At 69.2% G+C, this 13,578-nt stretch carries 6 protein-coding genes; 1 reads left to right on the forward strand and 5 read right to left on the reverse strand.

Annotation, left to right across the window (positions count from 1 at the left end; genetic code table 11):
- Positions 1-240, reverse strand: a complete 240-nt coding sequence (locus MFF42_RS01520) for a hypothetical protein (protein WP_238253936.1) — start codon at positions 238-240, stop codon at positions 1-3.
- Positions 241-479: 239 nt separating this feature from the next.
- Positions 480-8,855, reverse strand: a complete 8,376-nt coding sequence (locus tag MFF42_RS01525; protein WP_238253958.1) for an ExeM/NucH family extracellular endonuclease — start codon at positions 8,853-8,855, stop codon at positions 480-482.
- A gap of 711 nt (positions 8,856-9,566) precedes the next feature.
- Between MFF42_RS01525 and MFF42_RS01530 the strand changes: the two genes are divergently transcribed.
- Positions 9,567-10,706 (forward strand): HPP family protein, encoded by a 1,140-nt coding sequence (locus tag MFF42_RS01530; RefSeq protein WP_238253967.1) that lies wholly within the window; start codon positions 9,567-9,569, stop codon positions 10,704-10,706.
- Between the two features lie 756 nt (positions 10,707-11,462).
- Here MFF42_RS01530 and MFF42_RS01535 read toward each other — a convergent pair.
- The 3 genes from MFF42_RS01535 to MFF42_RS01545 all read right to left on the reverse strand — a co-directional run.
- Positions 11,463-12,365, reverse strand: coding sequence for an efflux RND transporter periplasmic adaptor subunit (locus tag MFF42_RS01535; protein WP_238253960.1), 903 nt, complete (start codon positions 12,363-12,365; stop codon positions 11,463-11,465).
- 54 nt (positions 12,366-12,419) lie between these two features.
- Positions 12,420-12,629, reverse strand: coding sequence for a DUF1656 domain-containing protein (locus MFF42_RS01540; protein WP_238253961.1), 210 nt, complete (start codon positions 12,627-12,629; stop codon positions 12,420-12,422).
- Positions 12,626-13,578 (reverse strand): FUSC family protein (locus MFF42_RS01545; RefSeq protein WP_238253963.1); only part of this gene is annotated, 953 nt, incomplete at its 5' end. The genes MFF42_RS01545 and MFF42_RS01540, both read right to left, overlap by 4 nt.

Consider the following 13,578-nt stretch of genomic DNA (forward strand, 5'->3'; position numbering starts at 1 on the left):
CTAGGCCCGGCTCGTCGGAGCCTGCCACGCGGTGCCCGGATGCTCGCGGACGTCGCCGTTCCGCGTCCCGGTGTCGCTGTCGCTCACCCATTCGCCCGGCTCGGCGATCTCGACGATCTCGTCCTCGGGGTAGGCCGCCTCCACGAACAGGCGAGCCTCGCCCTCGGCGGCGGCCCTCACGGTCACCAGCGGGCGCTCGCCGCCCGTGCCGCGCACCCGCGCGATGAAAAGCTTAGTCATGGATGGACCCCTCCGGCCGCTGTCCCAGGACACGATCAACGCCCGCGGCGCGGAAGAGATCACCCGGTTCGGCCCGCCCGCCCCATCCTCGATGGGCCGCGGCGGTGTCTTCGATCGGTCCAGGGGGCCTCAAACGCGTGCGGACCGCGCGAGACGCGCGGTCCGAACGGAGTCGGCGGGGCGGGGCGGCCTTGGAGCCGGGTCCGGTCGGCTCGGGGGCGAGCCGACCGGCGTGAGCCCTAGACCAGGGCGCCGTAGCGGAAGCCGCCGTCGGCGAAGTCCAGGCGTCCCTCGTAGAGGCCGTTCTGCAGGAAGTGCTGCATCGGATCGACCTGGGCGGCGGCCACGTCCTTGTAGGTGGACAGGTAGGTGGCGGTGTCGAAGGAGGCGGACGGGTCGCGGCCCTCCTTCCAGCCGTACTGATCATAGTGGGTGAGCGGGTTGACGCCCGCCGCCTTCACGTCGGCGTAAGCGGCGAGATAGCCCTTGGTGTCGAAGACCGAGTTCGGATTGCGGCCTTCCTTCCAGCCGTACTGCTCGAAATGCTGGGCGGCGAAGGCGAAGGTGTTGCCGGTGCCCGCGGCCTGGGCCACGTCGGGATTGGACAGGAGGTAGTACTCCGCGTCGAAGCCGCCGCGGATGTCGCTCGCCCGGCCGATCGCGTCGTGGATCGCCCGGCCCTCGCTCTGCCCGTACTGCAGGTAGTGCGCGAGCGGGTTCAAGCCGGCGGCCTTCACGTCCGCGTTGGCCGCCAGGTAGAACTCGTTGTCGAAGCGGGCGCCCGGATCGCGGCCTTCCTTCCAGCCGGCCTGCTCGTACTGGTCGAGCGGGTTGACGCCGGAGGCCCGCACGTCGGGATTGGCCGCCAGGTAGCCCTTGGTCGAGAAGAAGGCGTTCGGGTCGCGGCCCTCGCGGGCACCGTACTGGGCGAAGTGGGTGTCGGCGTCCTGGCCGGCCTGGAACACGTCCTTGTTGCGGGCCAGATAGTAGAGGTCGTCGACCAGCGGCTTGCCGTCGTTCACGACGATCGTCGCATCCGAGAACAGGTAGCGCTCGAACCCGCTGACGAGATCGCGGCCCTCCGGCCCGGTGATGGCGGTGATGCCGCCGACGTCCGTGACGGTGATGGACGCGAAGGACGAGTTGAAGACGAGCGTGTCCGTGCCGCGCCCGCCGGACAGGATGTCGTCGCCCGCGCTGTTGGTGAGGATGTCGTCGCCCGCACCGCCGGAGAGGCGGTCGGCGAAGGCGGTTCCCTGCAGCACGTCGTTGCCGCCCGTTCCGAGCCCGCTGACGCCGCGGGCGAGGACGCTGTCGCCGCGGACGGCGAGGTTCTGGATCCGCGTGTCGGCGGCGGGTCCGGTATCGGCCTGGCCGTAGGGCGTCACGGTGTAGAAGGCCTTGAGATACTCGGCCATGGCGTCCTGCTCGGTGCCCTGCGCCGAGAAGGTCTCGGTGTTGGGCAGCGAGGTCGGCGCGGCGTTGCTCAGCGCGACGCGGTTCTCGCCGTAGGCCGGGAAGGGATAGTTGTCGCCGCCCAGGCCCGGGGCCGAACTCGTCCCCGTGGTCAGGAAGTCGAGGGTCACGGCGCGGATGCTGCGGTTCGCGTCGCCGACGAGCTGGCCGTTCTGCACCAGGGTGTCGACGAGGTAGCCGTCGGCATCGACGATCGCCGCCGAGATGATGCGGCGACCCTCCTGGGTGACGTTGCCGTTGACGTCGAGCGTCTGGGCCTGCCGGGTCGCGTCGAACGAGAAGCTGATGCCGCCGATCTGCGGGAAGGCACCCGGCGTCGCGCCCGGGGCGACCGACGAGACGGCGTGTTCGAGCACCCGCTCCAGTTCGGCGGCGGTGACGGTGACCATGGCGAGCGCGTTGTTGAAGCGCAGCGAGTTGGTGACGTCGAGCTGGGAGATGTCGCCGGCCGCCTTGCCCGCCGACGGGTTGGCGGCGGGGGGAAGCTCGGCGGTGCCGCCGCCGGCCGTCGAGAACGAGCCGATCGAGTCGCGGATGCCGCCGCCGTTCTTGATCGAGACGGTGACCGTGTTGTCGTACTGCTTGGCGTACCAGAGGTTCGCGTCGGCGCTCAGATCGCCGAGGTTGGTCTCCTCGGTGCGGACCTCGCCGCGGCGACCTTCGAGGTACACGCTGGTGCGGCCGAGGATGTTGCCGTCCTGCTGGCGGATGATGTCGGCGACGCCGGCGGTCTCCTGGATGCCGTCGTTGTTGGCGTCCAGGCCCTCGATCACCTCGCGCACGAGGTAGCCCTTGGAACCGGGGGTGAAGGCGGCCGCCGTCGAACCCCAGAGCTGCGCCACCGTGGCGTCATCGACCGCGACCGCACCGGAATTGTCCGGGGTGATCAAGTTGCGGATGACGTTGCCCTGATCGTCGAAGGTGACGTTGAGCCGGCCGACATAGGAATATTCGGAGGCGGTGTTCACCAGGGCCAGGGTCTGGCCGGAGGCGTTGGTGAAGAATTGCGGGTAGGCACCGCCGCTGGTGTCGCCCGGCAGCAGACGGTCGTTGCTGTCCGAGAGAAGGGTGTGCGAGCCGCCGCCGATCAGCACGTCGACGTTGCGCAGGAGCGGCGCCAGGGCCTGCTCGTTGGCGAGTTGCTGCAGGTGGGTGCCGACGATGACCTTGTTGAGGCCGGGATTGGCCGCGAGCACCCGGTCGACCTCGGCGTTGATCTGGCTGGCCAGCAGCGCGATCTCGTCACGGCCGGTGAAGCCGTCCACCGTGACGTTGCCGAGGGTGGTCAGCAGCGGCTCGACCTGCGTGGTGGCGCCGATGAAGGCGATCCGCTCGCCGTTCTCGACGATGACCGTCGACTTGGCGATCTTGTCCGCGCCGGTGCCGGTCTGGGTCGAGGTCGGGCCGGTCTGCGCGAAGGTGGCGAGGTCGCCGTCGCGATGCACGAGGCCCGACAGAGCGGCCTCGCGGGAGAAGTTCAGGTTGGTCGAGAGGTAGGGGAACAGCGAGCCGACCCAGGTGTCGTCGGCGGCGCCCGCCGCGGTGCCGAGATTGGCGCCGATGATGTTGGCGACCTCGGTCGGCCCCGCATCGAACTCGTGGTTGCCGAACACCGCCGCCTGGACGCCGATGATGTTCTGGATGGTGATGTCGGCGCGGCCCGGGGAAGCGGCGAGGCGGCCGTAGGCGTTGGCGCCCGAGAGCCCGAAGAACTGGTTGTAGACCCCGTTATAGGTCGCCGCCATCTGCGGGTCGGCGCCCGCGATGTAGAACGGGCTCGGGATCCAGCCGTCGCCCGTCGAGAGCGTGATCGAGTTCGGGGTCGTGTCCTCAAGCCGGTCGACGATGGCCGCGAAATTCGCCGCCCGCTGCGTCGCGAGCAGGCCGCCTTCCCAGTCCGAGGCGTGCAGGATCTGAAGCGTGTAGGTCATGGGGGCGGCCTGCTCCGTGGTGAAATCGAGATTGTCTTGAGCGATCCCGGCGAAGGCGTTGCCGGTGGTGTCGGTGAAGGCGCCGGCGGGCACGATCACGTCGTAGGCGGTGCCGGGCCGCAGGTCGGCGCTCGGATTGATCGTGACCGTGTCGCCGGTGATCCGGACCTGGGCGGTGTCGGAGACCGCGATGGTGCGGGTGTCGCCCGCGCCGTCGGTGAGGGTGATGCTGCCGGTCCCGGCCCGCACCGCCTCGCTGAAGCGCAGGACGATGTCGGCGCCCGGCGCCACCTTGGCGGCATTGTCGGCGGGCGTCGCCGCGACGAGGACCGGCGCGGTCTGGTCGAGGCGCAGGCCGACGAGGACGGGGTCGTGGTCGGATTCGCGCGCCGGCGTGCGGCCGTCGAAGTAGCTGGCGGGACGGCCGAAATCGAGGTTGTAGTCGATGGCGTCCGCCTCGTCGGCGTTGACGTGCCACTCGGTGACCCCGGTGACCTGACGGTTCAGGCTCGCGTTGGCGAAGCCGTGGTCGAGGGCGCCGTAGGCGCCGTCGAAGACGTAGGAATAGGGGTTGGAAAGCCGGTCCTCGGCGAGGTTGGTGAAGCCCGACGCCTTGAGGATGTCGAGGGCATCCTCCTTGATGTAGGCGTTGAAGTCGCCGAGCAGGATCGTGTCGCTGTCCTGGCTGCCCGTCGGCCGCAGCGAGACCCACTGGGCGAGCGCCGTCGCCGCGAGTTCGCGCTGCTGCTGCCAGCCGCCCTGGCCGTCGCCCTGGTCGGCATCCGCCCCGGTCCCGGCACCGCTCTTCGACTTGAAGTGGTTGATGACCGCGGTGAAGTTCTCGTTGGTGGCGATCTCGTTGAAGGTCACCGCAAGCGAGGCGCGGCTGGTGTTCACGCCGTTGAAGATGTGCCCGAGGGTGCTCTGCTGGAGCAGGGCCGGGTTGAAGGCCGCCACATCCGCGTCGTCGAGCTTCTCGATCGTGGTGTTCATCGACACGCTGACCTTGCTCGGCTTGTAGATGAAGCCGACCGCGATCGCGTCGCCGCCGAGGAACTGGCCCTGGTCGAGCTGGGCGCCCGGATTGACGTAGGCGTAGGTGCCGGCGCCCGCGCGCAGGTTGAGCTGACCGACGAGGTATTCGAGCGCGTTGCCCGGATCGCCCGGACGGAACTGGTTCTCCAGCTCGGTCAGGCCGAGCACGTCGGCGCCGGTGGCGATCAGGGTGGTGACGAGCTTCTCGGTCTGGCGCGCCAGTTCCTGGGGGGTGTTGGCGCCCCGCGGCTGCTGGCCGATCGCCGTGCGGGCGGAGCTCCCGGTATCGAGGGTGGTGAAGTAGTTGAGGACGTTGAGGCTGCCGACCTTCAGCGTGCCGCCGACCGGGTCGGGCTCGGCGGGCCGCGGATTGGCCGTCGTGAAGCGGTTGTCGCCGTCGTCGATGGCGCGCACCCGGAAGGCGTTGGTCGGACCGAAGCCGAGGGTGCCCGTCAGCCCCGTGACGGTGTCGCCCATCCGCGGCGCGGTGGCCGTGCCGTAGGTCGGACCGAAGCCGTCGAGGTTCTCCACCGGCAGGTTCTGGGTGTTCTGCCCGTCGTCGTAGGTGATCGAGCGCGCCGCCGTCTGGGCGAGGTAGGCGGCGTAGGCCGCCGAATTCGGCTCGAACTCGTTGGTGAAGGTCTCGGGCCGCCCTCTGGCCGCGAGACGGATCTCGTTGAAGCGGTCGAGGTTGAACTGCTCGGTGATCGAGAGGGTCTGCGGGATGCGGACCAGCATGCCCTCGTAGCGCTCGAGATCGGGCTGGGCGGTGGTGCCGGTGCCGATCGTGCCCGTCGCCGGCAGGTCGACCGCCACGGCGGAGGCCTTCACCTGAGCCGGCGTCAGCGCGCCGGGCGTCACGACCTGGATCGCCGCGGCATCCCGGACGGTGAGCTGCGTCTCGCCGTTGAATTCGGTGACGGTGGCGGTGACGCGGACGCGGTCGCCCTCGTTGAGATCGACGAGGCGGTTGCCGGTGCCCTCGTAGACGAACACGCCCTCCGAGGTCAGCGGGTTGCCGTCCTGATCGGTCGCCTCCTCCTGCAGGTAGAAGCCGCCGAGATTGCGCTTGGCGTCGGCATCGCCGTTCTGGAAATCACCGACGACGATCGCCTCGACGGTGACGGTGCGGCCGACGAGCGGGCTCGCCGCCCCGGCGCCCTGAACCGCCGAGATCAGGCTCACGTCGTCGTTGACGATGGTGCCGGTCGCGGCGGCGGCCGCGGGGCGCACGGACGCGGCGATGCCGGTCTGGTTCGAGGCGGCCGAGCGCAGGGTCAGGGCGAAGGCCTCGTCGGCCTCCGGCAGGGCATCGCCCTGGACGCTGACGCTCACCTGCGCGGAGGCGGCACCCGCGGGGATCGTGCCGGTGATCGTCAGCGGCAGGCCCGGCGCACCGGTGAAGTCGGCGCCGTTGGCCGCGTTGGCGCCGGTGCCGGCGAGTTCGGCGGTGAAGGTGACGGCGCCCAGCGTCCCGTTGCTGCGCTCCACCGTGAAGGTGAAGACCGTCTCGCCCGCATTGCCCTCCGGGCGGCTGACGGCGAGGGAGTTCGCGGCGAACCCGACCTCCTGGGTGAAGCCCTGGGGCAGGGCGGCGTAGAGGACGGCGCCGCCGTTGGCGACCTCGTTGGCGCTGACGAGCAGCGGCGTGCCGGTCGGGTTGCGGTCGGCGGCGATGAAGCTCAGCACCTCCGGGCCGAGGTCGGTCGTGGCACCGGGAAGCGGCGGGACGTAGGAGACGTAGGAGGCGTTGGCCGGATCGGTGACGTCGTAGACGATGACGCCGCTCTGCCGCTCCAGGCCGATGAAGGCGTAGATCCGGCCGTTGACGGTGCCGATGGTGATGCCCTCGGGCTCCGGCCCCTTGTTGTCCGAGCGGTCGTCCGGCGTGTTGGCCGCGACCTGATCGTTGTTGAACCGCTCCGGCGCGATCTGCGCGAAGATCTTCTCGAACTCGCCGCCGGTCTCGCGGACCTTGGTGACGGTGCCGTCGTCGTTCTGGCGGAAGATCGAGATGCCGCGCCCGCCCAGCGTGTGGAGTTGGTCGATCACGCCGTCGTTGTCGGTGTCGCCGGTGCGCAGCAGCACGTTGAGGCGGGCATAGGCCGGGTCGGCCTTGAGGAGCTGGAGCTCAGGCGTCAGGCGGCTGTTGGCGATGCTGCTCAGGCGGGCGACGTCGCCGGAATCGTCGGCGCCGCCGATCACCCGCTGATCGCCCTCGTTGGCGGTGACGAAGTAGGTCGCGCCGCCGGTCGCGAACGAGGCCACGGCATCGGGCTGGAGCAGGCCGTAGATCGGCGCGTTGGCGGGGGCCGCGGCGATGCGGATCGAGGTGGACCCGTTCGGGCCGTCGCGATCGGAGGCGTCGAACTCGTTGCCGGCCAGGGAGTGGTTGACCGCGCCCAGCGGCTGGATCGCGATCGGCGCCGTGCCGGGATTGGCGAGATCGATGATGGCGACGCCGTTCACCTCCTGCAGGGTGACGTAGGCGAAGCGGTTGTCGGGCGAGATCGCGATGTATTCGGGCTCGATGTCGGCCGCCGCGCTGTTCCCCGGCGTGATGGCGAGGCCGCGGGCGCGCAGGGCGGCCTCGCTGCCGTTGAGGCCGTCGAACCCGACGGTCGCGGTCACCGCGGCGTTGGCCGCGCCGCCCGAGACGTCGATGATCGAGATCCCGCCGACCGGGTTGCTGCCGGCGGTGGCCTGCTCGCCCTCGTTGGCGACGAGGATCCGGCCGCCGTCGCGGGTGAAGGTGAGCTGGTCGGGTCCGACGCCGACGGTGAGGGAGCGCAGCAGGCTGCCGTCGGCGTTGAACAGGGCGACCCGGCCCGGCGCGTCGCCGGTGGTGTTGGCGTAGGCGACGGCCACGAGGCCGTTGAAGACCGTGACCGAGTTGACCGAGCCGTACTGTTCCAGACCCGTGAGCAGGATCTCGCCGGTCTTGCTCAGGGTGCCGGCGGCGTCGAGCGCGACGATCTCGATGCGGCCCTCGTTGGTGTTCTGGATGTAGAAGCGGCTTGTCGTCGAGTCGTAGGCCACCACTTCGGCGTTGGGCGCCGCCTGCGTCGCCGGATCGTTCGTGGTGGCGTAGGCGCCGAGCCGCACCAGTTGCAGCGCGTTCGTCGGGATGGGCGCCGCCGTGGCGGTGGCGCCGGAGAGACCCTGGAGCGAGGGCGCCGCATCGAAGATCGTGATGCCGTTGACGCGGGTGCCGATGTCGTCGGTGAGGATCGTGCCGACGCCCTGGCCGTCCGCCACGGTCGCTCCCACGACGTTGGAGACCGCGACCGAGAAGGTCTCGGTGGGTTCGACCGCGGTGTCGCCGAGGATGTCCACCGCGAAGGTCGCGCTGGTCTGGCCCGCCGCGATGGTCTGGCCCGTGACGGCGCGGGCGACGTAGTCGCTCCCGGCGGTGGCGGTGGCGTCCGCGGTCGCGATATCGAACGTGACGCCGCCGGTGGGCGCGGGCGCGTTCAAGGACACGGTGAAGACGAGTTGCTTGGTGCCCGTATCGCCCTCGCTCACCTGAACGTCGCCGATCGACAGGCTCGGGACGACCGCCGTACCGGTCACCGTGAAGGCGTTGTAGCTGCCGGCCCCGATGCGGATCGCGTTGTCCTGATTCCAGGATCCGGCCGTGCCGATCGCCGTCAGCAGTTGATCGCGCGTGCCCGAGAAGGTGCCGTTGTAGCGGCCGTTATCGGCGCCCAGCGCCACGGCCGTCTGCCCGAGGACGAGGCCCGGCGGAAGCGCCGAGGTGCTGGCGTTGGTGCCGTTCGCCGCGAAGGTGCCGGTGCCGTCGGCGACGTTGATGGCGTAGAGGAGCGTCGGGTTCGCCGCGCTGCCCTGGTAGGCGATGATCTGGTCACCGTCCGTGTTGAACGAGAAATTGGGAGCGTCGGTGGACGTGTAGACGGGCGTGTTCGCCCCTCCCGCCGCGCTGTCGGCTGTGGGGTGGATCACCGTGCCGGCGGAGAGTGCCGTCGGGGCCGTGTAGGTGTAGCTGCCCTCGGTGGTCCGGAGCGCGTTGGTGGTGGTGCTCCAGCCGTTGTCGGTGAAGGTGATGGTCGTGCCGGCCTCGATGTCGCGTAGGATGACGAACGCGAAGTCGTCGGGATTGTCCGCGTCGTACCCGACGAAAGCGATGTCGCCGGCGGCGAGGCTCGTGGCCATGTCCATCTCCAGGCAGCCGTGCAGGCCGAGCGTTGATGTCGCTCGATGCGAGGCCAAGGGTTGATCCTCGGCCGGATGCGGAGAGACGCCGCGGTGCCGACGTCCCCGGGGAGGGGACGCTCAAGGCCCGGACTCAGCGTTTCGTGGTATGCCAGCCGAGTGTCTGGCTAGCGGCGTTCCACAACAGTACTGTGAAGCCTCGGGGGCATTTACGCAGGGTTCTTGATGGCTTCCAGATCGACCTTGCGCGCTTAAATCGACAGGCTACCGATCGGCTACACGGAGCGGTTGATGGAGGCCTGGGCGGAGCACTCGGTCAAATCCTATCTTCGGGACTTCAGAGCCTTCGTTCCGACAACGACGTTCGAGCACGCAGCCAGCGGCGGCAAGGAATGCCGTCACCCCTAGAGTATGGCGACCTGACCTCGGGTAGCCGAATTCGGCTTGCCCCCGCACAGCCCCACGACATGAGCGCAGCCGAGCACGGCAGCGGCGACGAGAAACGTGTAGGCGACGACGTCTCCCTTCGCCGATCGACCGGTCGCAGGTCCGAACTGCCACGTTAGCAGGCACGGTGCCTCAGCGCGTTGCAATTTCGGAGGCGATCCGTACACCGTTATTTGGTATACCAGAGCGCTGTGCCGACAAGCCGAGCACTTGCCCTCCGAATGGGCGCCTCGAGCCCAGCCGGCAAGCAAGGGATGCAAGAGGATGTCGAAGATCGTGAGCCCCGAGCGACAACCCGGCAAGTCGTCCGGGTTTCAGCTATTCAGGCCGATCCTGGCGGGTGCGACCCTGCGGGAGCGTATGGTCGCGTGCCTCGGGGCGCTGGTGGGCATTACGCTGACCGGCCTGATCTGCGGCTGGTTTTTCGGCCAGGGTCCTGACATCCCGCTCATCGTCGCCCCGATCGGCGCCTCGGCGGTCCTGCTGTTCGCCGTGCCCGCGAGCCCGTTGGCGCAGCCGTGGTCCATTATCGGCGGCAACACGATCTCGGCCTTCATGGGCGTACTGGCCGTCCGCTTCATCCCGGACCCGGTCGTGGCGATCGGCGTCGGCGTGTCGCTGGCCATCGCCGCGATGTCGCTCACCCGCTCCCTGCACCCGCCCGGAGGCGCGGCCGCGCTGACGGCGCTTATCGGCGGCCCGACCGTCACCTCCGCCGGCTTCCTGTTCCCCTTGTTTCCGGTCTGCGTGAACTCGGTTATCCTGGTCGCGCTCGGCGTCGCCTTCCACAAGATCTCGCGTCGCAACTACCCGCACGTTCCAACGCCGTCGCCGGTCAACACGCACGGGACGGCGGACCTGCCCCCACAGCTGCGTGTCGGCTTTCGCCAGGAAGACGTGGATGCCGCCCTCGTCGAGCTCCACGAGACGCTGGACATCGACCGCGCCGACCTCGACCGGCTCCTCCGCCAGGTCGAACTTCAGGCGCTCGTGCGCTCGCAGGGCGACCTCACCTGCGCCGAGATCATGTCGCGGGACGTGGTCACCATCGGTCTCGACGGCAGCGCCGAGGGCGCGCGGGAGCTCCTGATCGCGCACAACATCCGGACGTTGCCCGTGGTGGACGGAGCCGGCCGGCTGGCGGGTACGCTCGGCCTGCGCGAACTGATGCGACACGGCGCGCGGGGCATCCCGCAAGTGATGTCCGAGGCCCAAACAGCCGGACCGGACGAGCCGGTCGTCGCGCTTGCCTCTTCGCTGACCGACCGCCGCACCCATGCGGTGGTCGTGGTGGACGGGGGCCGCCGCGTGCTGGGCATCATCACCCAGACCGATCTGCTCGCGACCCTGGCGCGCCTGCTCTCCGCCAAGACCCTCGCGCTTCCCGGCCCGGTCCCGGCGTAGGCGGTCGCCCAGGTCCGACCCTGCCGGCTACGCAACGGTGTGCCGTGCCTGGGTGGGTATTGGCCCGATTGTTGCCTCGTCCACCCGTCGTCCTGGCAACACCAGGTCCGCGGGATTGAGCCGATGCACGACGGGTCGCTTCTCACCCACCTGCTGCACGCTGCCTTGATGGCGTCGAGCATGATGCTGACGTGGCAAGTCCATCGCCTTCGCAAGCCCAAGGCGGATTAATCCCGTCATCGACGGCGAAGCAGGGGACGCCCCCGCCTCACTAGTATCTCGGTGTAATCCGGGCTCCGGTTGATGGGTTCGGTTCAGCCTGCAACCCCCGTCATCCCGGGGCCGGGCAACGGATCCCGGGATCCACCCGAGATGCGCGGCTCAGCGTGGCATCGCGGGTGGTTTGCACGTCTCCGTCGCGCCCCTTCGGGTCCGGGTTCGTCGTCGGCGCCCCGGAATGACGGGAAGCAGCACCGAAGGAATCAATCCGGAGCCGTATTGCGGGGGATCCGGTTGTCGCTGGGCAGTAGCGACTTCGGGCCTGACAAGCTCCTCGGTTCAGGGGCTTGGACTTTATCCGCTTGCGAAGATCGGAATTACGGGCCGTTCCCGAGCAGGCGATGTCCTCTCGGACGGTCAGCTCGGCGCCTCATGCGAGGGCATTTTCGAATGAGGTGATCGCCGACTCTGATGAGGAAAGTGCTGAAATCAATCACTTAAAGCCTCTTCCGTGACCCGGAGATCACGGACAAAGCTCTAGTATCCGAACAGGCTGAAACGGGGGGGCTCGCCCTCGGGATCGATCACGACCGTCGCGGTCCGGCCTGCGACCAGCCGCGTCTCGTCCGGATTGTCGTCCAGCTTGATCCGCACCGGGATGCGTTGGGCGAGCCGGACCCAGGCGAAGGTCGGGTTGACGCTGGCGAGAAGGTTTGAGCCTGCCGTTCGCTCGCGGTCTTCAATGCCACCCGCAAAACTCTCCACATGGCCGGTCAGCTCACCCTTCTCGCCCATCAGGCGGATGCGGGCCTTGTCGCCCACATGGATGCGCGGCAGCTTGGTTTCCTCGAAATAGCCCTCGACCCGCAGGGTGTCGCTGTCGATCAGGGCCATCACGCCGTGGCCGGTCGAGACGTAGGTGCCGGGCCGCAGGCCCATGTTGGTGATGCGTCCGTTGACCGAGGCCTTCACGGCGGAGCGGTCGAGATTGAGCTTGGCGAGGTCACGGTCTGCCGTCGCTCGGCCATAAGCAGCCTTGGCCTCCAAGTCCGCCGCCTGCGCGGCCTCGACCCGCTGCTGGGACGCCGCGGCGTCGCTCAGCTTCAGGTAGCGGGCGTAGTCCGCCGAAGCCTGCGCGGCGGTCGCCTTCTTCCCTTCGACGACCGCCTCGGCTTGGCGCAGGGCCAGTGCGAAGCGATCGGGGTCGATGCGGAAGAGGACGTCACCCCGCTTCACCACTTGGTTGTCGGCGATCAGCACCTCAGTGACGAGGCCGGAGACGTCAGGAGCCACCTGCACCACGTCGGCTCGCACCCGCCCGTCCCGGGTCCAGGGAGCCTCCATGTAGTAGTCCCACAGGGCGAGGCCGACGACGATGGCGACGGCGACCATCCCGAGGGTGACGAGGACGCGGAACGAGTGGGCGAGCAACCGAGGCATGGAGTTCATCCGGAAGGTCTGAGGCGTGGCCGGGCAGCCGGACACGCCCGCCGATCAGGAGGTGAAAGGCACCGCGATGGAGACGACGATGCCGAGGAGCACGACGTAGAGCGCGAGATCGAACAGAGGCCGGTGCCAGACAAGGCGATAGAACCCCGTCCGGGCCAGCACGCCCCTCAGGGCGAGGCTGACGGCGAAGGCGAGCAGCATCCAGGCGGCCAGACTCGGCACGAAGACACCGTAGAGGTCGAGTTCACCCCTCATGCCGCGAGCTCTGGATGCGTGGTCGAAGGGAGGGTCGGACGATAGGGCGGCGCATCGGGGAACAGGCCGCGCCGGATGCCGACGAGACCCATCAGCGCCGCCCGGCCGGGGGCCCGCCGCGCATCGAGAGATACGGCATCGAGCGCCCCGTCGATGGCGTCGAGCAGGCCGGGGGTGGGCTCCTCCTTGACCCCGAAATGGCGCGTCAACGCACCGAGAAGAGTCTCGACGGCCTCCCGCGCCGGATTCGACAACTGCTGGCGGTCGCGCCTCAGCTCCACGATGTTGATGCCGACACGGACCTCGGCCAGGAGGTCGGCCGTCCACTCCGCGTCGTCCGACGGCAGGGCGGCCAGCCGCGGTGCGATCAGGCCGACCCGGTCGAGCATCAGAGCCGCGAGTTCGAGACCGTTCTGCGCGCCCTGGCGCTCGGCGGCACGAGCGAGGCTGCGGCGGTTGATGACCCGCAGGCGCCGCGCCGACCAATCGGCGCCGACCGAGCGGATGAGGCGCGTGACGATGGCGGCGACCCACATCCCGACGATGACCGCGACGGAGGAGTTGGCAAAGGCGGCGAAGTCGCCCGTGTAGCTTCCCTGGAGGGCGATCATGGCCGAGCCGTTGACCGCGGCGCCCATCGCCAGGGGCGCCGTCTTCGGCTGCGCCATGAAGACCCCGCAGGTCAGGAGGGCCGGGGCCAACGCCAGGACCAGCATCTCGAACGTGGTGGCCAGCGGCAGGACCGCGAACAGGTAGAGTCCCGCCCCGAGGGCGCCGAGGATGGCCGAGTTGGCGAAGCTGACGATAAAAGGCGCGGGGTCGTCCTGGGCCGCGAAGAAGCTACATCCCACCGCCGCCATCATCGGGGCGGCCGACCCGTGCGGCCATCCGGTCGCGATCCAGATCGCGCAGGTGACCAAGATGGTCAGAAACACGCCCATCGCCGACA

It is taken from the genome of Methylorubrum podarium (assembly GCF_022179745.1).
Lineage (GTDB): Bacteria > Pseudomonadota > Alphaproteobacteria > Rhizobiales > Beijerinckiaceae > Methylobacterium > Methylobacterium podarium.